Raw genomic sequence first — 21903 nt, 5'->3', positions numbered from 1 at the left:
TTCCCAATGGCAATCTCCTAGGGAGTCCTCGTAGATCTCTAACCCACCTTCTGACAATTATTGCTAAGAGAAGATGGGTCTTCGATTAGATTCAGCGGAAAGGGATTGAGCGGAGTAAACGTCAGAGTCCCTGTACCTCGTTCAAGGGAACACCTCCGCCTTCTCTAAGGGAGGACACTGAGCGTCCTTGTCGCTCACCACTTCACTCAGCGGCCACTTAACGAGGGAGTAGTGGACACACCTCTCGTGGGGGGGAGAGTACTCCCCGTTAGTGACGAAGTAAACAACGAACGAGTCCTCGAGTGCCTGGAAGCCGTGGGCGTACCCGGGGGGAACCCAGAGCATGTGGCCGTTCTCACCGCTGAGCTCCACCGTGACGTACTGGCCGAACGTCGGAGATCCCCTCCTCACGTCAACTCCCACGTCCAGGATCCTCCCCCTCACCGCGGTAACCAGCTTCCCCTGCTCCTTCGGAGGTAGTTGGTAGTGGAGGCCCCTCACTACTCCCTTCACTGAGAAGGACCCGTTCACCTGCACAGGTGAGGGTATCCCCAAGGGCTCCATGTCCCCTCTCTTGTACATTTCCTGGAAGAAACCCCTCCTATCTGGAAACCGCTTGGGCTTCACCAGGGTGAGTCCCCCTATCCTTTCGAAGTCGAAGGGCATAGTGAGTCCATGCGGGCCAAGAAAATAAGCTGTTCTGACGACCTGAATTGGCTTCGCTGCATGTGTAGTCACACTAACCTACTTCCGGTCGCGAAGGGACATCACGCACGTCTAAATCGTCAAGTGTGAAGACATCGCGTGAATCGGTTGCTACGTAGTGAGGTTGAGGAAATATCCCTCAGATTGCGGCTTGAACTTCCTGTTCACCGCAAGCGGCCAGTGTAGCTCAAAAATCTACCTCCGTTGATGTTTTCTGACGTCGAAGAACTTAGACGTTACTCAATTAAGGCTGAAAGGGTGATTTACACGCTCAATGGGGGTAGGTCTAGCGGCAATAATACTCTTCAATTTGAAGCTAACCACCGGTCTGGAGGACTAACGTGTTGAATTTCATAGACTCACGTCCTCGATTTGATTGGAACTCTATTTAGGAGGCTCACCGATCGTGGGTTCTCAGTGGATGAGAGATACAGCCACCTGAGGACCTGAACAATGTATAGTTGATCTACCCGAGTAAGTCAACTTCTCACTGAAAGACCGGCTCGAGGAATCACAAATAAGAAGTTCGGGGGTGGAAGTCTCTCCCGTTCTACCAAGAAGAGAGATGCATGACTTAGTGTAGGGGATCGTCTCCTAAAAATGTCACTAAGACCCACTTCCTAGTTCATCGTGATGTCCTTAACCTCCGTAATGCACTCGGTTTTTCAGAGGTGCGCCCTGAAAGCTCGTGTCTGAAAGCCCATCGTTGCAGTCCATTGCCTACTATGGGTCTTTCACTTCTCAGCGTGGAGCGTTCCGTGGTCCCTCAGATCGAATTTGAGGCAGTTGTGTTTGAACACTCTGACTTTTTTGAAACCCTTTTCCCTCACCTTGGAGATCAAATGATCTAAGGTGGCCCCTTCCACCAGGTAAGGGGAGTACTCTATTCGTAACACTTCGAAGTTAGAGATCCCCAGGTCGTTGACAACGTAGTACTCAGCCCCCTTAACGTCTAAGTCGAGAAGGTACGGATCCTTCAGGTCGAACTCCTTAAGTATCGTGGATATGGAGACTGACCTGACCTTCACCGTGGAGTTGGTTCTTTCGAAAATGCTGGTTCCACCGGAGTCCTCCTCCAGTGGGAAGTCAACTTCACCGTCTAGACCTATGGCCCAATTCCTCAAAGTGACCCTATCCCTGAGTGAAGGGTTTAGGGACAGGTTCTCCTCGGCGATCTTAAAAGACACGGGACTCGGCTCGAAAGCGTACACCTTAGCTCCGTAATGGGAGAAGTAGAGGGGAGTGTCCCCTATGTAGGCTCCTGCGGTGACAACGGTCTTCCCCCTCAGATCTAAGCCGGCGAAGTGTATCTGGCTCAGGAAGGTTTCAGCCAGCATACCGACACCCTTCAGGCCGAACCTTATTCCCTCCGGGGTCTCAACGAACTTCCCATCGATCAACTTCCAGGAGTACTCGTCTTTCCCCAGCCTCACACCATTCTGCAGAAGGAAGAGTACAAGGCCGAGAACGTCCTTCCTAGAGGACTCATCGAAGGGGGATCTCCGTTCCATCACTCAACCTGACCACGCCCTTATTCCTGAGGAGGACCCAGGGATTACTTATCCTGTACTCTGCACCCTTTACGTCCCTACGCTGAAGATCCAAGTAAAGGCGGAGAAGGTCCTTCAATCCGCTCTTGAAACCGAACATTAACCTTTATTCTAAAGGACCTTTATTAAAAGGTTCTTGTAACTGACTCTACTCAGAATTACAGAATTAGCTTGAGAGAAACCTTCAATTGATCCCCAACTCGTCTACCCATATCACTTTTGGGTTCTACTTCTGTACTTCACCGTGTCCTCTACCGAACTGCGTCCATCGTCTAGCGGACTCTCACGTAGGGGCCAGCTTAGAGGGGGACTGGTTCACCTAAGAAACCGGACTGTTCAGGATGCGACGGTAAGGAGAGGACAACAATACCATTAAGTCTCGGCTGTCAGAGCGTAACAGCCGAAAGTTTTAAAGCAGTAGGGTCGATTATTTCAATTCGCTGTCATACTTGACCGATTCCTCATTACGTCAGCACGCTCAGTTTTCAGTTCTCTCCCTTTCCTACAACAGGGCATTCCCAAGGAACTTACCACTTACTTCCGTTTTCTCAGTTAGACGGTTCCGACGAGCGTTTCCAGTTTACGGATTTGACGGAATTTACCTAGAGTTATGTTATATCTAGAATTTACTCACAACATATACTAACTTTGAGCACTTCTTGACGCTTATATCACGTAAAAACTTCAAATAGTGAGATGCTCCGAACTCGTTCCTAATGGTCAGTGAACATGGATTGCTCAGTTCCCCTTTCATGTGTTATTCGTTATTATTTTCCTGTAAAGATTATTTTCCTGTAAAGATTATTTTCCTGTAAAGCGATGAAGCTGCCCTTAGAATGAACGAGCTGGTCTTCACTCTATAGTACCTTAAAACGGGGAAACGGTCTGGTACATCCCTCGTCCTCTTACCTAAAACCATAGAGTACAGGGTAACATCAGATAGGTCCTTGGCCTTAAAGTCGATCGGTTTCCTTGCCTTGAGGAACACGCCGGGTTCTGAAGGATCTTTCGCTATACTTATTACATTGAAGTCGTCGAAGATTTCCTTCAGATCTTCAACCTCATACCGCCAGAAATCGTAAGGGAAGGCGTGATATGGAAAGCCCAACGATCTCGTTGTTATATATATATATCCCAACGGTTTGACGACTGCCTTCATGTTATTTACAACGACTCTCCAATTTTTGACGTGCTCCAGCATTTCCGTAGAGACTAAAGCGTCGAAGGAGTTCTCCCCAAACCTTTCAACTAATTTTTCGGCTGGAAGGACGACGTCAACCAACTCTCCCCTTTCGATGTCCACTCCCGTGTACTCCTCGGGCTGGCAGAACTTCTCTATTAAAGGTCTAACGCTCCCGTTTACGTATCTACTTCCCACTTCAATAACCTTCTTGCCTCTAAATTCTTCGCATTCGATGTGATTAACGAAGAACTCTATAACACTAACGTTACACATGTCAGCCTCCTCCTACCTCTACGTTTAAATTTTTATAGTAACTGACGACCGCTCAGCCATCCGATAACGGCGGAGTCCTGCTCGTGTGGCACATAATTATTCTCTATAAAAGAGTTTTAAAGATATTAAATTCTATTATTTTATTATACCTATAAATATAAAAACCGTATTGAGAGTGTACCGTGGGAAACTCGTTCCCCACAGTTCTCGTCGTGGGGCTCGGTGTGTGCTAGGTGGGCGAAGTCCCCTAATCAACGCTTAGGCTTGAAGGAAAGCCGACCTTTCTGTTGGAAACACTCAGCGGCCGAAGGGGTAGGGATCCGCGTCTCTTATCAACTACATCTCACAACAAAGGAGCCTTTAATGGGACTTCGAAACGCTCTCCTCAAACGAGTGAACCTACATCCACACCCTCGAGTTCTCCCCTATCACGAGCCTCTGCCTCTTCGCTCCCCTCTCCACCACTGCCCTGGTCCCCACCAGTGAGTCCATGAGGGACACCCCCCTGAGCGTCACCTGGTCGAGGATCACGCTGTGCTCCACCTCGCTTCCCTCCACGACGCAGTCCTCCCCTATTGAAGTGAAAGGACCCACGAAGGAGTTCCTCACCGTAGTCCCCCTCCCCACGAAGGACGGCCCCCTTATCGTGGAGTTCTCCACGACCGCTCCCTGCTCCACTACAACCCTCCCCTCCACGGTCGAGTTCCTCACCTCCCCCAGTACGGACCTGGTGGCGTGCCTGTCCAGGAGGAAGGAGTTGGCCTCCAGGACGTCCTCTGGAGTTCCCGTGTCCTTCCACCAACCGTCCACAACCTGGAACTCCACTTCCCTCCCCCTGTCCACCAACCCCTGGATCGCGTCGGTTATCTCCAGCTCACCCCTCCAGCTGGGCCTGAGGCTCTGCACCACCTCGAACACCTCGCTCGTGAAGCCGTACACCCCCACCAAGGCGAGGTCGGACACGGGCTCCTTCGGCTTCTCCACGAGCCTCACCACCTTCCCGTCCCTCACCACCACTACGCCGAACCTTCCAGGGTTAGGTACCCTGGCGAGGAGTATGGAGGCGGCCCCCCTCAACGGGAACAACCTCCTCAAGTCGTATGGGACAACGTTGTCCCCTAAGTACACGAGGAACTGGTCGGAGACGAGTTTCCTCACCCTGTAGACGGCGTCAGCCAGCCCCCTGGCCTTCCCCTGGTAGACGTACCTTATCCTGGCGCCGAACTTGGAACCGTCCCCGTAGTACTCCACCACCCTGGTGGGGTTGTTGTCACCTAGGACCAGAACGACGTCGGTTATCCCAGCCTCCACCACCTGCTCGAGCACCCATTGAGACACCGGCTTCCCAGCCACCCTTATGAGCTGCTTCGGCCCCGTGTGGGTGAGGGGCCTGAGCCTGGTCCCCTGTCCCCCGTGGAGTATGACCGCCTCCATCACCTCACCTCCTCGACCTTAAGGAGGTCCTCGAGGTTCTCCTCCAGCCCCAACTCCACGGAGATAAGTCCCCTGGCCCTGGAGGAGTTCAGCGACGAGTCGAATGGCCTCCTGGCCTTCCAGCCCTGTACGTCCTGCACTTCCCGTACCTTGCCCGGGAGGCCGTACATCTCCTTCAGCTTCACCGCCAGGTCGTACCTCGACACCCTCTCCCCGGCGACGTTAAGTACGCCCGTCCTCCTCTGTCCCACCAGCTCGTGGACGGCCTGGGCGAGTTTCCTCGCAGATATGGGGGAGTAGTACCCCCTGAACGCGGCCACCTCCCTCCCCTCCCTGAGCGCCCTCAGTGCGTAGGGGACGTAACCCTTGTGCCTGAAGACCCCCGAAGTCCTCACCACGAGGGAGTCGTCGTAGGAGAGGGCGTAGGCCTCACCCACCAACTTAGACAGGCCGTAGTAGTTCACGGGGTTCGGGACGTCCTCCTCCGCGTAGTTCCCCCTCTCCCCGTCGAAGACGTAGTCGGTCGAGACGTGCACCACGTAGGCCTCGACCACCCTCGCCGCCCTCACCAGGTGTTTCACTGCCTCGCCGTTCACCTTCAGGCACCTCTCCCTGTCCGTCTCGCAGCCGTCCACGTCGGTGAAAGCGGCGGCGTTCACGACCACGTCCGGCCTCGTCCGTAGCACCAGGTCCTCCAGGGAGTTGAAGTCCCGCACGTCCAGCTTCACCCCGCCCGGCACCTCGCGGGACGAGTAGGTCCAGACCACCTCGTAGTTGGAGAGTACCTCCCTGAGCTCGAGGCCCAGCTGCCCTGAACCGCCCAGGACCAGCGCCCGCATGGGGAGTCCTGGATCGCCGAGTATAAAAGGGTAGATGCGCCTCCGCACTCGAGGTGTCCCTCACGTACCGTGTCTCGGGGTGACGCGCGGTCGAGAACTCGCCCCTCGGAAGGGAATGTCGGGACGGGAGTTCGTCCGACGCGTTCGAGTCGCCGGGTGAGACGGACGTCCGTATCTCTACGGGGGTGCGGCGAAAAGCCCTTAGTCGCTGCGTCCTCCAAGTCCGTAGCGAACTCCTCTCAAGGGCGTCCGCGAGTCCCGCCTCTCGGGGAGACCTCGCTTTCGTAGCGGATGCGGACCTTTCCTCGGGCAGTACGGAGGGTTCGCCCACCGTCGAGTTGCAGCACCTAGCTCTGACTGCCGTGGATCTTTTACTGTAAAAACCTTTGAGGGAGCCATCCGTCCCGAGGGACTTGGGCCCTTCGAGTAGTACTGTCGTTGGAGGTGTGAGCAGTTTACCTCCGTTTCACACGCTTCACGTTCCATCGCGATAGAGTGTAGGACCGGCCCTCGGGGAACCACTGACGGTGGGTCACGGAACTCCTTCTAGGACTGCGCGCGGTTAACTCCCCCATGTTCCGAGTTGCGACGACCTCCGCCTCGGCCAACGACGACCCAGTGGAGTCACCGGTCATAGGTGAGAGCCCCAAAGTGGCCGGAAGCGCGTATCCTCCATCCCTACATCGGCCTATCGACGGAGGACCGTTCTGCCCTGTCACGTTTCGGGATGGACTCCGGGTTTCTCCTTTCTCTTCGCCTCTATTACGTCACCGTAGATCAACCTTATCCCTAGCGCATCCGGCGCCTTGACGGCCTCGTCCGTGGTGTTGACCCCGAGCATGAGCTTCACCGGGTTCGTTATGTTTAGGGCCTGCGTTAGGATGTCCGTCTTTACGTCGAACCACTCGACGTCGTCCTCCTCCACGAAGGACTTCACCTCTATCAGGTACACCTTGCCGTCTTTGGCTAGGATCTCTACCTCGTATATCCTCCCCTTCTTGCCGTACTTGTCGGAGTCGTCCTTGTAGGTGAACTTATTCACGTAACTGAAGTCCAGACCCTCTCGCTCGGCGAAGTCCTGGAAGAAGTCCCTGATCAGTTCCTCGTAGTCCACCCCCCACCTCTGCCCCATACTGCTCACGGACTTGTTCAGGTTTTCCACCTTAGTCGTCAGTTGGATCATGGCCTGGGCCAACTCCCTCATGCTCTCCTCGCTCTTCCTCTGGGCCTCCGCAAGCTGTGCCACACTCTCCTCCAACTTCACCGTGTTATTCCTTAACTCCACGATCTCCTCCTGCCACTTTAGCTGGGCCTCAGTCAGCTTGTTTACGGCGCCCAAAACTTCCTTCAGTACTTCCCTCAATTCGTTTAGTCCTGGACTACCGTACTCTCCGAGCAATCGCGTCAACTCTTTCCTGAACTCCTCGTCCTCCCTCAACAGCTTCAGGAAATCGGCTTTCAGCGCCATATATGGAAATCGTTTCAGGGAACTTATAAAACACGATGAGCGGTTAACCGATACCTTAGATCCCTCGAACCCCTCCTCAGCCTTCCTCATTAGGGAAAGAACGTCGTCGTTGACTGATACCTTCCCTTGAACGTTAAAGCCTAGGGTGCCGCACTCACCTGGTGCTCTACCTGCGTCCTTAACTTTTTGGGGGAGAGGAACGCCGTGTACATCCTTAGGGACGTGCCCCAGAGCACGAACTGGAGGGAGGGGGACGAGCTAGAGTCGATCCCTCGGAGGGCCCTCGAGGCACTGGACGCAGGTCGACCTCAGTGTAGCGGAGGTCGGAGAGGAAGTTAGGAAGTCCCTCGGGACCGATACGCTCTCTACCACCCTTCCTCGGAGTGAAGGTTGGGTGAATACGAGTTCCTCGAAAGTAAAGCGTTGTATTGCCCCTCTCTGACTGTGGAACTCGCGTCGATGTTCAGGGAGGAGAGGAGGTCGAAGTCGAGGGGGAGTTTCTGAGGCCATCGCTGGTTCGTCCTACGCCGTAGCTTGGGTCGCGTTCTCGGACTCGTGAAGACAGGACGTCCAGGCGACGTACGAGGTGGTCAACTGGGTCGGAACGACTTATTGGACACGGCGTTCCACTCCGCTCGAGCACAAACGTCATCGCCGTGGACAAGCCGTTCGCTCCCTGAAGGGCTCTCCTACGTTGGTGGTGCTACCTTGAGGGGGGAACGCGACGTGAATGCGTTAGTTCCCGACTTCGCGAAGGGGGTTGCCGTCTGCCTCAACACTTCAACTTGACGTAGATCGAGGGGGTCCACTTCCGTCGACGTGGTCAGCACCCTCGCGGCAGTCTTCGCGGAGAAACGAACAATTCTCGGACCTTCGGCAGAAAGCGTTGTGAACCCTAGGTACTGGGTGTCGTGCCCGAGCTACCTTCGTAACCACTCTCCAAGGCATCACGGAGCGCTTACTCGGGATCTCCGTTGGGAAGGGGGCTCGAGGTTCCCCCGAAGAGCGGGGCTCGTCGCGAGGACGCCAGGGGTATTCACGTTAAACAGTGAACCCCACCTTAGGGGACTGACCTCACTGGTGGCAGTGTCGACTTCACCTCTAATTACTTACGTGAATATGTAAGGTTTCCCTTGCGTGACTCGCCTTGTTCCTCGTCCTCCGCGAGGGCCCCAGGCGACAGTTCCCCGAGGCCCCCTCGTGCCTCTCGGTGGAGGGTCTCCTCGTCGATCGTCGACCACTCCAGCTAGTTCGTATAACTGCTCCACCGTTTCGGTGCTGGATCGGACCAACTTCGTTACTGCTTGTATATTGTGTATTTCACTACTCTCCTCTAATTCCTTACAAACAACGTTTAGTTCGTCCTCGCTTGCCCTACCTCTAGACGCGGTCGTCAGGTAGGTTCCCCTCAGGCGTTCAACTTCCAAGGCCCTGTTCACTATTTTTTCCACGTCCTCTCTCCTTGGTTGCTTAGATGAATTGGCTACCTCTATCCAAATAAACTATAGCGTACTTGAAGGCGTGACCGCGGTCGGATTTGTCCATACTTGTCTTCACGTATTTCGAAACAGAGGTCAATCTACCCACCTTTTCTGGAAACTTCCAAACTATTATATTGCTTTACGTATTGTTTTAGTTGTTGAAAAATATACTCATCTAATAAGTTTATAATTATATATTTAGCCAGTTCCTCCACTGCGGAAGCGAGCAAGACCAGGTATCTGCAAGGATGACCTTTGGAATTGACGTATAAAGCGAAGAACTCCTCTGCGGACTCCAGTTCCTCCGAGCCCGTAAAGCCTCGATGCCTCGCGAGTCCCACAACGAGTAGAGCAAACTGGGAACGCCACCTACGTTCTCGTACTCGCACAGATGCCTCTCGACCCTCTCGGCCGTGTCGCCGAGGAGGTACCCCACGATTCCCCCTAGGACGGCCAGGATTACGGCGACTTCGTATCTCTTGGTCGACGCTCCCGCACCCCCACCTAGAGCCCCCCGCCTATGCCCCCTTTCACTTCGTAGGTGGCTGTCTCCAACACGCGAATGGTGGCCCAAGGCAGTCCCCTGATCACCTCCAAAGTGGCGAACAGTATGTCGCCGCACCCCCTCACCTCCCGGTTCTTCAACGGCCTGTCGTGCCTTAGCCTGAAGGAGAGCGTCTTCCCCTCGACTATCACTGGTTCTAAGTCCAGGTTGAACACTTGTTCCGCGCTTTTCTTCAGGTACTCCTTGTCCCAAAACGAACTCCTGAGCTCCACGTTGACTTTGTAGTGCTTAGTTACCACAGTAATGAGTGACCTAGGTGACAAAAAACTTAACAAGGCAGTTCACCCGAGGGATCGCAGAGGACGCCGGCGTCGTGGAGGACACCTTAGGAAGCTTAGACCTCTTTCTTCGTCGCCCCCGTCCATCCTTCTCCACTAACTGACGAAACCTCTTGTAGGCCAGCTTCGGGAGGCGTAGCTTCTCCCCGCTCGATTGGCTCGACGGATGTACGGTGAGCTGCCCCGCATCCGATAGCGCTGGGACCTCAACGCTGCGTCTAACGTCACACCGTCCTAGTCGAAGTCAACCTGGCCTCCTCAACCCTCCGTTTAAAGGAAGGCCACAGGGTAGCGGGAGGGGATCACTGAGGCCAGAGGGAACTTACAACTGGAGTAGGCGGGATTCGTGAATCGAGCAGATCTAAGTCGGTGCGAGGTAGCCGGGGAGTCCCAGGCGGTCCTAGACATCGACGACGTGAGGAAACGGTGGTCGGTTCTCCCATCGTTCAAGCACCCCATGTGCTTCTCCCTCACCCGCACGTCGGTTTCCGTGTTCTCCCATCGTTCAAGCACTCCCGTGTCCCGGAGAACTCCGGCTGCCGGGGAGTTGAAGGCGCGGAAGGATCGTAGAGGTCGCGTTCGAGCGAGCCCCCGACCCGCGCACACAGGGGGCTCCTGTTCTCCGTCCAGACGAGGAGTGTGTGGGAGAGGCGAACGCAACGAAGGTCTGGACGAAAGATCGGGAACGAGGTCGAGCTTCGCGAAGGACTCCATTAAGTACACTCCGTCGTCTCTTGCCACACGTCTACCTGGTACTGGGATCGTACGGTAGAGCCCGTTATCGTCGCTGTAGGCGAACCTGTAGACGTGGCTCGACTCTACGCGCTCTCCTTCCGTGGTCCGTTCGAAGGACTTCCTCGCGAGTTCCTCGTACCCCCACTTTAACGTTCCTTGTAAACCGGCGGCTCGAACGACCTTCAACGTTCAGACGCCTCAACCGAGTTCGACTTCTACGCAAATAGGGAAGAGTTGAGAAGTCGATTAGCTTCAGGACGGAGGTTCCCTAGTTTGAACCCACTCCAGAAGGGCGAGGACCTCACCCTCGATCGTTAGCCCGAAGTCGATACTTTCCTCAACTAACCATCAATGCGTAGAGGAAATCCCTGAAACTTCGGACCCGATCGAGCTTCTTGAAGTCCACCTCACTCGAGTAAGACGGGAGAGACGACTTCTCGTACATCTCCTTTCTTTTCAGTTCGTCTGCTGGACGAGGGGTGTTGGGAAGTATCCACTCTTCTATTTCCTCCTCAAATATTATAATAAATATCTTTTTTCCTATATAAGTAGATAAATTCTCTAGGTGGGAGAGCGCTCTCCTTTCTACTTCACTTCGATCTTCCCCGTGAGCGTCTTGAAATATTAAAATTCGGTCACATTTATCTATTATCGAGTTTATTATTCGTCTTATCTTATCCGAACAAGGCCGAATTTTCCTATAGGAGTTCTCGCCCTTGCAGACCACCACCTCGACGTTCAAACGTCCTTCTTCCTTCAATCGCTCCATCACCTTCTCAATAAACGACGGCGCGTGAGTGTCCTCCGTCAGCAGCGCAATCCTCACCCTGACCACCTGGACGCTAAGAGTAGTACAAGTACTCGCTCAGCAAAAGGCCCTTCTCCCTCAGCCACTCCTTGAGTTTGGTCGTATCCTTAACCCTTTGGAGGACGCTCCTACCTCCCTCCTTGTGGATCGTCACCACGTCCGCGGGATCGACCAAGTCTATTACGGCTGGGGAGTGGGTGGTCAGCACGACCTGGGGTTCTGAGTAGTCGAAGATGTCTACGAGTCTCTCCAGGAAGTTGAGGTGGAGGGAGTTCTCCACCTCGTCTATTAAAAGGATAGAAGGCCTAAGCACGTAGATCGCGGTAAGGATGGCCAACATCTTCACTACGCCAGAGGGTATGGAAGAGGGATGCAAGACCAGCGTCCCACCGTTCACCCTCTCGACTAGGTTGAGAACGAAGTTCCCCTCCGGACTAACGTCTACCTTCAAGGACAAGTTGAACTCCGAAAGGAAGTCCAGAACGGGTTTCGGCGGTTGAGAGGAAAGGACCTTGGGTAGACCGAAGCCGTCTACTCCCAGCACGTTTGGGAAGTTGAAGGGGACTGGACGTAGTAAGGCGGTGTGTTCCAGCCTCAGAACCGCGATGTCGTTTCCGAACTTGCTCATGAAGTCGGTCAGGTGAAGGGGAAGGGGAATGTTCGAGAGCACCATAGGTCCCAGCCTCTGTACGCTGTGGAAGACGCTCATGGACGGATCCAGGTTAAGTATCTTGCCCTCGATTTCCACCTCGTTGTACTTCCTTTTCACTTCCGTCTCCTTATACTTCAGGGACTCCTCCAATACCCTAAGCCCGTCCTTCCCGTTCACTACCAGACGATAGCTGTAGTCCTCGGCCTCGATCTCCAACTCTACGTTGGCGTTCTCGTCCTTCATGAAAACCAGGTTCGAGTAGCCGCCCCAGCGTATGAAGGGGTAAGGAGGGAACGAGCCCGGCCTGAGGAACTCCTTCAAGAAGACGAAGGCGTCGACCAAGTTGCTCTTTCCGGCGCCGTTAGGCCCGGTGAACACGTTGATCTTACGTAGCTCGACCGTTACGTCGTCGAAGCTCTTGAAGTTCTTGAGCCTCACTCGCTTTATCATAATTTGGGATTGTAGCTGTGGAAATTAAACATTGTGAGGCGAGTGAAGTCTCCCTACATATTAATGAGATTGAAAGCCTCGCCCCTTCTAGGAGCGGTGATGATAATTCAAATACTTTTCCTAAAAATCCGTAGCGATGCTGGTGAGCTCCTTCCCCCAGCTCGACAGCTTACCTGGACTACGGAAGGGGCAACAAGCGTCTCCTTCAAGGGACTGGAGGAAAGTCCCCCGCGTCTTCAGATGGGGTGGTCCTCTGATCCGCTAGGCTGCCGCCGAGAGAGATGTACCCGAATCGACGATGGGAACTACGAGCTCTCCAGAAGGGAACCCCTCCAGGGAGGAGGTCAGTACGATGGGAAGTGCCAAGTTAAGGGTCGTTCGAGGTTCGAGCCTTAACAACGTTACTCGGCTCTTGTAGGCGGCCATCGAAATCAGACGAGGTCGAGTCCGGCACTGGGAGCCCTCCCTCCGTGCGAGGGCCTATAAGTGGGGACGAAAGGTCCTCAGGAAGAGGGGTCGATCACGCTGGAAACTCCCGAACCTCCCACGGAGGCGGGAATTCAGCGAGCAGTGGAAGCGGGGCAGAACAAGGAGTCGAGCTCTACAGAGAGGCCCCAACCGAGTTTTCTCCGAAATGGAGGGTGTGGAACAAGATTGGGACCAGTTAAAGTCGACTTGATTTGTAAGGCCTTCGGAGAGAGATCCATTTTGACACATAAGTTCACACAATTTATGTCCCCTCCAGTGGGGGATGGAAGCCTAGGGATCGATGCTGAGACTGTGAAGTGATTCGTTAGTCTGAACGAAGTGTCCTGGGGGGAGAAGAGCAGTGAATACGGAGGGAAGGGGGATCTCGCTCGCTTTTCCGTCACGTCCTAGATCCCCCATAGCTAACGCTTTTCCCGAGAAATCACGTGGGGGTTCCCACAACGGCACTTGGAACGATCGAGGGATCGCGGCTCGAGGTAGGCCGATCCCGACACTAGCTCGCCTGTCCTCCCGTGCGACTCCTAGAACGCTGAGGTCTACCCGATCCCCCTGACGGAGGGGGAGCGTGAGGCATGCGATTTCGATAGTTGCCCCCGAGAGGAGAGCTCCGATGCGGTGAATCCGCCTTAGACTCCTTCGAGAAGCTCGCTGGGGGACCCGCGAATTCGTGGGGAGTAGGTGTCATTGCCCTAGCTATCGAAATGAGGTGGGGAGCGTTCTCGCAGTCGTCTCATTCGATAAGTCATAGCGTAATTGTCTGGCTCAAGCGTAAAAACGGAAGTTTCATAGAAAGGTTCCCGTACGGTGGCGGTGTAGTGCGGGACGACCCTCGTACGACTACCACTCCCGACCCTGAAGAATTCGAACCTCGAGCCTAGGAAGTGGAACTTGAACCGGGCAGGCCGTAGCAGCGTAAGTCCCGGGAGTCCAGGCCGCGAAGGTCGGCACGCCTCTCCGAGGAAGGTGGGGGTGAGGAGGTCTGCGAGGCCCAGGTGCTCCTCCCGCGGTCCAGACACGGTAGTACGTGACGGCTCCTCTGGGGGCGAGAGGAAGTTCGGTGCGAGGACGTGCGGGAGGAGCTTCCACTACTGCCTTAACCGCGGGAGGAGAGGATCGTCGTGGAGTACCTGAACGGGGCGAACATGAGGGCCCTCTCCAGGGTGGAGGGGAGACCCCCACCGTGTACAGCCTCGTCTAGAGGGTCGAGGTCCACCTCCCCGGCGGAAATGCGGGGCCTCCTCAAGGCCCTTCGAGCGAGGGCGCTGGACGAGTTCCCAACTTACGTGAACAGGAACCCGGGAGGAGGGACCTGTGGGCGTGGACCCTCCTAGCCGACGGCCCGTTCTTCAACTCGGGGGGAGTTCGAGACCTTAGTCCACCTCAAGGGAGGAGCGAACTACCCCTACGATTACCTGGTCTATCGGGTCCTCTCCAACAACGTTCCCAGCAGGAGTTTAACGCGCCGTGGAGGGCTTCCACTCCTTGCGCAGGTGGCCCCTAGCTAGGAACACCGGGGCGGTCAACAGTAGGCGCAGTACAATAGAGTACGGCCTCGCCACTCTCGTCGGGTCTCCCTTCTACTTCCACGAGGTTACTCCCATAAACCAGGCCCACCTCGAGGGGAGCGATCGGGGAGAACCCGATGTAATTTCACTGTAGTGAAACAACTGCACAGGAACACTCCCGGGTAGGTCACCTATTGTATAGGTGTAGCTATCTGAGTGTAGCTATCTGAATCAACACCCACGTTCAGTATCTTCCATCAGCTCCGTGACCGACCTCATCACAGCCACGAGAGGCTTTCCGCGCCCTTAGACACGCTTCGTAAAGCGCGCCTACGAGGTCCCCATCGTCGGTCCTCCGCTCCTCAAACTTTATAAACATCCCGACGTAGTCATGCATGTGACGTCGAACATTACGATCTCTGCTATTCAGACCTCAACTAACACCAAGCCCTCCTCCAACGAGCTCTTCAACGTCCATCCTGTACTCGCCTACGAGGTCGTTGTGGACAACGAGGCTGGACTCTTCGTCCGTTTCTCACAGTCGAAACCCCACACCGTGGAGACGAGGGAAGCCATGGTGAGTATCTACAGGGACGAGAAAAGGAGGATAGTTGCACTGGACGTGGAGTATGAGGAAGATGAGCCAAGTTGAGAGGAAAGCGTACACGGTCGAGAGAGTAGAGCCCACCACGGTGAAGTTCAGGGCAGAGGAGGAGAACGTAACGCTCAGGCTCTTCGCCGTCCCTGTCGCCCTCTTCTCTTCGAAGAGCAGCTTCACACCTCTGGTCAGCGTAGTGATCGCTGTTGATACCGACAAGCCGAGGATGGGAGAGATGTGCGATCCGACGAAGTTCGGCTCCCACAGAGCGGTCTCTCCAATGGGCCTGGAGGTTCAAGAGGGATGGACGGTCCTCTCCTCGAACGACGTGGAAGTCAGGCTCAGGGTGGAGGTGACCAACTTGAACGTGTACCCAGAGCTCCGGGACGGTATAGGTAACCCTTGCGTGAACGTCTCATGGATACTATTGACCAATGTGAAGTGAGCTGCTCGTTCCCAGGGAGCGTAGATAAGAGGAAATTGTTGGAGCAGAGGATGGAGGAACTGAAGGCGTTGCTCGGCGACTTAAAGGGCAACACTGTGTGCGAGGCGCTGAACTACGTTTGTCACCATTCAGGGGATTACTCCCTCCTGGAGGCTAGAGGTAGGAGACATCATTGCTTCGCTCTCTCCCCCACTCTGCGTCTCCTAGTCGTGAGTGAGGGTAGCGGGGACGTAGTGATCGTAACGTTCTTTCCGCTCTCCAGAGAAAGGGACTTCCGCAACAAGTGCAACTTCAAGTTCATACAACTTCCCTTGAGCGGACACAGGTAGGGCAACACGGAAGCCGAAGCAGGGAAGTGCCGATAAGTTAAGCCTCAACGAAGCGAGCCGAAGTGGGAGAATTTCCCTAAAGGGGGCTAGAGGTGTACACGAACTTCCGTAGACGTGGAGAAGTCGTTCAATGTTCCCGGCGCAAGGTCCTTGAGAGCCCTCGAGTGGCCTTTGGAGAAAATCGAAAGGTTTCCCGCGTCCCTCAAGGACCTTTCCCACGACAGGCAAAACCCTTTGCTACCAGTCTGTCCTTTATTACGAGTCTGTAAAGTGTTCCATCCTTGGGTACTCTCCTGAGGTCCTCCACTTTGAGCGAGGTGGGGCCTTGAGGGGGGAGCCACGTCCGCGTAGGCACGGTTATTCACTTAAATAGAGCTGTTAACGAAATGAGACCGTGAAGGCCGTTCAACTTGTGGCGTACGGGAAGCCCCTGGAAATAAGGGAAGTCCCGACTCCTGAACCCGTAGGAGAGAACGTGTTGGTGAGGATAGGTGGAGCTGGACTTTGCCACAGCGACCTTCATATCATGGAGGGAAAGATCCCGATCCTTCCGTACCTCCCGTTTACCCTGGGACACGAGAACGCCGGGTACGTCGAGAAGGTGGGACCCAACGTGAAGGGCTTCAACGTCGGAGACAAGGTCGCCGTTTATGGAGGGTGGAGCGAGAAGGTCGACAGGTTTGTTTTGAAGGGTGAGGAGAACCTGTCTGACGTAACTAAGTGGGTCGGCATAGGAAAGCCCGGAGGGTATGCGGAGTACCTACTCGTTCCCTCCTATCGCTACCTACTGCCGCTGGGGAACCTCGATCCAGTAGAGGCGGCACCATTAACTGACGCGGGCCTGACCCCTTACAGAGCGATCAAAAAGTTACTCCCACACCTCTATCCCGATAGCACAGTAGTAATAATAGGGGCGGGTGGACTCGGTCAGTTCGGCGTGAGGTACGCAAAGCTCCTCACACCGGAGGTCAACGTGGTCACGGTGGACGTTAACCGGAGGAAGTTGGAGATAGCGAGGGAGCTTGGATCCGACTACGTCGTAGATAGCACTGAAAAGGACCCAGTAAAGGAGGTGAAGGAACTGACAGGGGGTGAGGGCGCTCAAGGAGTCGTAGACTTTGTAGGTTCCGACGTCACTATGAATCAGGCATACGCCATGGCTGGGAGACAGGGAACGGTGGTGATAGTCGGACTCGCAGGCGGCACGCTGAAGTTCAGCGCAGGTACGGTAAACGAAGTCTCCGTGACTACGAGCAACTGGGGAACTCAGCTCGAACTTAGCGAGGTCCTGGCCCTGGCTAGGAGGGGCGTCATTAAGGCGAGAGTGGAGAGGATAGGGTTCGAACAGGTGAACGAGACGTTCGAGAGACTGGCCAAGGGAGAAGTGGAGGGGAGGGCCGTGCTGGTGCCCGAGCTACCCTGACGAGCGACGAGGGGAGCCTCAACTGCGCCCACGTCCCCACCGTGACTCCTCGACCGCTTTAATCTGCCACCTCGTGGCCACCGTTAAGTAGGTACCTCCTCGCTCGCGTGAAAGGGAAGAGGTCCCACGACGGTGCGACCCGTCGGTTGGGAGGAGACGAGATCTCGTTTTCCCTCCACCTAATGAACGTCGATGCTTGGTCGACCCATTCACCTCGCCAGATCGGTTCCATGATCCCGTCTTCCTCACACCGATCTCCTAGCTGTCTCCTCGACCTCCACGGCTCGACCTAAACGACTCTACGCTCGCGGGGAACTGGCCGACCACCGGGTCGACGAGTTCCCCCTATTTCCTCGTCCGGCCTCGGCGACTTCTGGAAAGAGGCCGAGCTAAGCGAAGGACCCCACGGGCTACGGTCGTAATGACGGCTAGTTGAGCCGCGGGCTAACGCTTTCCTCAACACCGTAGTCCGGTCGATCCGCCTACGTCGCGGCGACGCTCGTGGGGACTCGACGAGCTAGAGGTGGCGGGGCAGGGGACTCTCCTAGGGGGGCTACGAACTCCGTTTCCCCGATCGCGGAGGACCTCCCCCAGGGACGCGCCGGTCAGTCTCCAGCGAAGGTAGGTTTCACGGCCCGGAGCACCTCACGTTGCCCAACTCCCTCATCAAGGGATCGGCGAGGAAGTACCTTCTGTCCCCCTCACCCACCAAGAAGGAGTACTCCAGTAGGTTCCGCAGTATCGTGTGAACGGTGTAGTCGTTCACTTCCCTACCCTCGAGCGCCTCCAGCGAGTTCTTGACGTCTTTCCACGAACACCCAGACCTGCAGGCCTCCAACACCCTGAGGTACCTCTCCTTTGACCCCAGCCTGCCTCCCTCCATTAGGAAGTTGCACAGCTCCTTAGATAGGAGGCTCTTGGCGTACTTCTTCGTCTCCTCCATGGCACGCACACCCAATCCCTTCACGTACACGTAACCGTAGAAGGTCAACCAGCCCGGATTGCCGCCCAGCTCCTCGTATACCTCCTCGCCTCTATCGAACTCGATCCCGTGTTCCTCGAACCCCCTTTCGAGGAACTCGACCGACGTCTCTCTATCGAAAGGACTTACGTCTACCTCCACGTGGGCCCTACCGTAGAGAGGGGAGTCTGCGTCCTCCAACTTGAGGAACCTGGTCTTCACCCTAACCTCGGAGCCCGTGACGATGAAGTTCACGTTCCTTAGGTTGTCGAAGGCGTAGGCCATGGAGGGGAGGACGTCGTACCCCTTCAATTTAACCAGCTCCTGTGCCTCGTCTACGACCACGGTAACTGTCTCCCCGTTGTCCTTCGCCCAGTCGTTCAAAGAGGAAAGGACGTCAGAGAAATCCGTCCTCTCCCTCCCCCACCCGAAGGTTATCGACAGGCCCGCGACTTTAACTCCCTTGACGGCCCTGAAGTGGTCCAAGGCCCCCTTCCATTTCTTCGTCAGGGAATTGACCTCCCTCTCCAACACACCGAGGAAGTCTTTGTAGACTATGTACTCCCTGTTCTCGAACCTCCTCATGTCCAAGAAGAGGTGGGTGGCCTTCGCGTCGTTGAGGATCGACCTCACGAGGGAAGTCTTACCCGTCCTCCTCAGGCCAGAGATTACCACCAGCGGAGAGCTCAGCGAGCCTTTAAGTAGCTCGACCTCCTTTTCCCTGTCGAAAACGTCCTTCAACGTCCCTTTAGGTCTGGGATCGAATAACGTGTTACTTACCCCCTCCTAAGTTACTTACCCCCTCCTAAGTTATAAGCTCAGAGGTAGCTCCTCGACGAGACATTAAGTTCGCCTCTACCGGGACGAACGAGGTTTCGAACGTCGGGGAAAGCACATCGGATGAGCTGTACCCCAACCTCAGGCCTTGGGAAGGTAAACTGCCCTAAACTCACCTCAAAGGTTAACAGGGGTTTCCCTCCGAGAGTCTGTCTGGGGCGAAGAAAGAAGTCGAGTTACCTTGACAAGGCAGAGAGGTGTGCGTGAAGTTGTTCGTCACGTCCTTGTGGTGGAGACCCTGGTCGGGAGTCCAGTTTAGAAGCCCGCGATGCCCTCGAGGCGCAGGCCAAACTACGTTGCCTGCTCTCCTCGACGCCTCTCCCTTCCTATCCACAGGTGAGCATAGGGAATTGGACTCGAACCACGGGGAACTCGACGGGCCAGTGTCAGGGTGTGTTCGCGGTGAGGTCAGGGTGTGTTCGCGGTGAGTCGCTCCAATATTGAGGCGATCTTGTTAAAGAAGTGCTCCGAGACGCGGGCGTTGCTCCACGACCTCTTCGGATCCATTCCATTCTCTCTACTCTTTTCTTTGTAGTAATCACAACAGCCCTCACCGCTCTTCCCCTCAACTCCGTCCACTAGAACGGATAGTATTTCGTCCTCGATGCAGCACCACAAGCCGGTGACCACTACGTACATGGAGAACTCTTTGTTCCCTACACGCCCCTTAATTCCCAGTACCGAGTCTCTAATCCTTTCACTCGATACAGGCTCCATGCCGTATTTCCTCATCATAGATCCCACGCTGGCCTCGACAGTGGAAGTCAGGTGCTCCTTATCGACGAAGACGATGAACGTTCTCTCACCTCTGTCCAGGTCGCTCTTGACGAATCGGATGACTCCTTCCAGCCCCTTACCTCCACTTACTACGTGAGCGTCGAAGTTGGGATCAGGGACGAAGAGCCTGACGCTGCAGTGTCGGCCGAGGTTCCTTTTCAGGACGGACCTGATGAACTCCCTGTCCATCTTACCGTCAGCGAAAACGAGCTTAGCGTGATAGTCCTCAGGGGTCAACTCCACGCCACTCACCTACGATCGACTTCACACACTCGATCTCCCTCTTCTCTTCGCCAGGGCAGTGAACCTGGGGTCCTCGAAAGGCAACCTATCCCACACCTCCTGGGCTGTCATAACCTCCTGGTCGTCCCCTTTGAGGATCACATATATCACGGGGTCTCTGAAATCCCTTTCGAGGGAAACCTTGGCCAAGTAGTATACGACGTCCATACTCTGAGTCGTCAGGATCGTTCTAGATTCGATCTCGAGGAGGTGGTGGAACATCTTCTCCAGCATGTTCGGGTGGAGAGCGAATCCCTCAACGTCGTCCAGGAGGAGGACCTTCGGCTTGAACATCGCGTAGTCCAGCAGGACTCTCATTATGCTCCTATAACCTTGACCTTGATCCAAAAGCCTCCGGTCCGTCCTGTCGAGCGACAAGACCCTTATTCCCCCGGCTCCAAGGTAGAGGTAGAAAACGTTTGGATCGAAATTAGAGAGGACCTTCGAGACTTCGTTGAGGACTTCCTGGGTGGGTCCCCCGGTCTCTATAACCGTGGAGAAGACGATTAAGGATTCCAGGGGGTTCCTAAGTATAGGTGGGACTACCCTGAGCGAGTAATCCCCGTCCACGTAGGCCTCAACTAACTCTGGGAACGGCAATGTGGGGGACGGCAACGCGGGTTGGGTTAAACCTCTATAGGTGGCGATCCTCTTAGCGTTCTCTTCAAAGAGTCTATCTGACAGTGTGGCTAGTGCCTCCAAGACGCTGGTCTTGCCTACGTTGTTGTCCCCTATCAACACCATCACCTTGAATTTAGGGAACTTGAGTAGGAGGTTACGGAGCTTCCTGAAGTTCCTTATCCTGATCCCCTCGTTCAACTTCGCCATCCTTTCAGGTAGGGAGAGAAGATATTTGAAATCGACGTATTTAGAATCGTAGAGTCTGACGAAGGATCCCTTCCCGTACCTATAGATCCAGGTGGAGTAGTAGAGAGTGATGGAACCTTGGGGGTTTAGCTTGTAACTGACTGGTATGAGAGACGGGTGGCCCTGCACCGGCCTCCAGGATTCGACAGGTCTGTACTCCATCAGTTCGCCCACGAGGCTGTTCTGGGGGTCCTCGAACATCACCTTATCTGCGAAGTTAAGTGTATCGAATGGAAATGGATTGAGTTTGCTCTCAACCTTCTTTCCGCCGTTTTCAGAATAATAGAAGGGGACGTCCCCCGCCCAAATTACCGTCCCGCCTCTTTTCATGAATTGGAAGAGAGGGGTGTCCGATAACGGCACCTCCGGATAGTTGAACGCGGTGACTGGGATGACGTCAGTGCCAAATATGAGGTAGGCCCCCTCACCGTTCTCTTTCAGCCACTTCTCCACGGTATCGTAATTTAGCAGGGTGAAGTCCTTACGGTCGACCTTTTCGCACATGTTGACCCAGCTGTAAACTTCCCCACAATACACAACCAAATTCATAAGGAAAGCAGCTCCTAGAAAGTATAAATCCCTTCTCTAGTAGTGTGAGGTCGCTGCGTTCCCGTGTTCGGAGTCTCCTAGTTCGTATACGGGTACCTGTATCATGAGTTAGGGTTGCTGCACTGGAAATTAAACGTTGTGAATCTAGGAAATATCTCTCTACACACATTCGTCGTACTGAAAGACACGAAATTTTTATCTTAACGTGGGTTGAGGAGGCGGAAGAGCCCTTCCGTGAGGACTGATACCCCCCTTATAGAAGGGTTTTTATGCAAGAAAACAATAATAATCTTCTCATCTCGGCTGTAAAAGCCAGACATTCTCGGGGCTGGGGAACTCGCGCCTGTCGATAGGAAGCCTCCGTGACCTCCCTTCCACGCTGTTCACAGGACGGTTCCACTGAACCTCCGCTACGGAAGG

19 protein-coding genes are annotated in these 21903 nt (G+C 54.9%); 6 read left to right on the top strand and 13 right to left on the bottom strand.

The window, feature by feature from the left end; translation table 11 throughout:
- Positions 1-141: 141 nt before the first annotated feature.
- The 10 genes from rfbC to HS1genome_RS09205 all read right to left on the bottom strand — a co-directional run bounded on the left by rfbC (position 142) and on the right by HS1genome_RS09205 (position 12421).
- Positions 142-666: a dTDP-4-dehydrorhamnose 3,5-epimerase gene (gene rfbC, locus HS1genome_RS09245; protein ID WP_126450683.1), complete on the bottom strand. Its 525-nt coding sequence runs from the start codon at positions 664-666 to the stop codon at positions 142-144.
- Positions 667-1439: 773 nt separating this feature from the next.
- A complete protein-coding gene (locus HS1genome_RS09240; protein ID WP_126450681.1) occupies positions 1440-2216 on the bottom strand; it encodes an FkbM family methyltransferase in 777 nt (258 codons plus the stop codon).
- Positions 2191-2355 (bottom strand): hypothetical protein, encoded by a 165-nt coding sequence (locus HS1genome_RS12100; protein WP_158613777.1) that lies wholly within the window; start codon positions 2353-2355, stop codon positions 2191-2193. Before HS1genome_RS12100 ends, HS1genome_RS09240 begins: the two co-directional genes overlap by 26 nt.
- Positions 2356-3039: 684 nt before the next feature.
- Positions 3040-3711 (bottom strand): class I SAM-dependent methyltransferase, encoded by a 672-nt coding sequence (locus HS1genome_RS09235; RefSeq protein WP_126450679.1) that lies wholly within the window; start codon positions 3709-3711, stop codon positions 3040-3042.
- A 399-nt stretch (positions 3712-4110) separates the two neighbouring features.
- Positions 4111-5145 (bottom strand): glucose-1-phosphate thymidylyltransferase, encoded by a 1035-nt coding sequence (locus tag HS1genome_RS09230; RefSeq protein ID WP_126450677.1) that lies wholly within the window; start codon positions 5143-5145, stop codon positions 4111-4113.
- Positions 5145-5984, bottom strand: coding sequence for an SDR family oxidoreductase (locus HS1genome_RS09225; protein ID WP_126450675.1), 840 nt, complete (start codon positions 5982-5984; stop codon positions 5145-5147). The genes HS1genome_RS09230 and HS1genome_RS09225 overlap by 1 nt, the downstream gene beginning before the upstream one ends.
- 715 nt (positions 5985-6699) lie before the next feature.
- Complete coding sequence (locus HS1genome_RS09220; RefSeq protein WP_158613776.1) at positions 6700-7452, bottom strand: PD-(D/E)XK nuclease family protein; 753 nt, start codon at positions 7450-7452, stop codon at positions 6700-6702.
- Between the two features lie 1985 nt (positions 7453-9437).
- Positions 9438-9737, bottom strand: coding sequence for a hypothetical protein (locus HS1genome_RS09215; protein ID WP_126450671.1), 300 nt, complete (start codon positions 9735-9737; stop codon positions 9438-9440).
- A gap of 1111 nt (positions 9738-10848) precedes the next feature.
- Entirely contained in the window at positions 10849-11337 is a 489-nt protein-coding gene (locus tag HS1genome_RS09210; RefSeq protein ID WP_126450669.1) for a hypothetical protein, read from the bottom strand.
- Positions 11338-11353: 16 nt separating this feature from the next.
- Complete coding sequence (locus tag HS1genome_RS09205) at positions 11354-12421, bottom strand: AAA family ATPase (protein WP_126450667.1); 1068 nt, start codon at positions 12419-12421, stop codon at positions 11354-11356.
- Positions 12422-14028: 1607 nt separating this feature from the next.
- Between HS1genome_RS09205 and HS1genome_RS09200 the strand changes: the two genes are divergently transcribed.
- The 6 genes from HS1genome_RS09200 to HS1genome_RS09175 all read left to right on the top strand — a co-directional run bounded on the left by HS1genome_RS09200 (position 14029) and on the right by HS1genome_RS09175 (position 17210).
- Complete coding sequence (locus HS1genome_RS09200) at positions 14029-14241, top strand: hypothetical protein (RefSeq protein WP_126450665.1); 213 nt, start codon at positions 14029-14031, stop codon at positions 14239-14241.
- 133 nt (positions 14242-14374) lie between these two features.
- On the top strand, positions 14375-14569 hold the full coding sequence (locus HS1genome_RS12095; protein ID WP_126450663.1) for a hypothetical protein: 195 nt from the start codon (positions 14375-14377) through the stop codon (positions 14567-14569).
- 243 nt (positions 14570-14812) lie between these two features.
- Positions 14813-15067, top strand: coding sequence for a hypothetical protein (locus HS1genome_RS09190; RefSeq protein ID WP_126450662.1), 255 nt, complete (start codon positions 14813-14815; stop codon positions 15065-15067).
- Positions 15027-15458, top strand: coding sequence for a hypothetical protein (locus HS1genome_RS09185; protein ID WP_158613775.1), 432 nt, complete (start codon positions 15027-15029; stop codon positions 15456-15458). The genes HS1genome_RS09190 and HS1genome_RS09185 overlap by 41 nt, the downstream gene beginning before the upstream one ends.
- On the top strand, positions 15455-15787 hold the full coding sequence (locus HS1genome_RS09180; RefSeq protein WP_126450658.1) for a hypothetical protein: 333 nt from the start codon (positions 15455-15457) through the stop codon (positions 15785-15787). Before HS1genome_RS09185 ends, HS1genome_RS09180 begins: the two co-directional genes overlap by 4 nt.
- 394 nt (positions 15788-16181) lie before the next feature.
- Entirely contained in the window at positions 16182-17210 is a 1029-nt protein-coding gene (locus HS1genome_RS09175) for an NAD(P)-dependent alcohol dehydrogenase (RefSeq protein WP_126450656.1), read from the top strand.
- A 628-nt stretch (positions 17211-17838) separates the two neighbouring features.
- Here HS1genome_RS09175 and HS1genome_RS09170 read toward each other — a convergent pair.
- The 3 genes from HS1genome_RS09170 to HS1genome_RS09160 form a co-directional block, all read right to left on the bottom strand.
- Positions 17839-18912 (bottom strand): AAA family ATPase, encoded by a 1074-nt coding sequence (locus HS1genome_RS09170; protein ID WP_126450654.1) that lies wholly within the window; start codon positions 18910-18912, stop codon positions 17839-17841.
- A gap of 504 nt (positions 18913-19416) precedes the next feature.
- A complete protein-coding gene (locus HS1genome_RS09165; RefSeq protein ID WP_126450652.1) occupies positions 19417-20028 on the bottom strand; it encodes a hypothetical protein in 612 nt (203 codons plus the stop codon).
- A gap of 21 nt (positions 20029-20049) precedes the next feature.
- On the bottom strand, positions 20050-21483 hold the full coding sequence (locus tag HS1genome_RS09160; RefSeq protein ID WP_126450651.1) for an ATP-dependent nuclease: 1434 nt from the start codon (positions 21481-21483) through the stop codon (positions 20050-20052).
- Positions 21484-21903 lie beyond the last annotated feature (420 nt).

Origin of the sequence: Sulfodiicoccus acidiphilus, assembly GCF_003967175.1 — an archaeon.
Lineage (GTDB): Archaea > Thermoproteota > Thermoprotei_A > Sulfolobales > Sulfolobaceae > Sulfodiicoccus > Sulfodiicoccus acidiphilus.
This window is presented reverse-complemented; position numbering and strand designations above follow the sequence as displayed.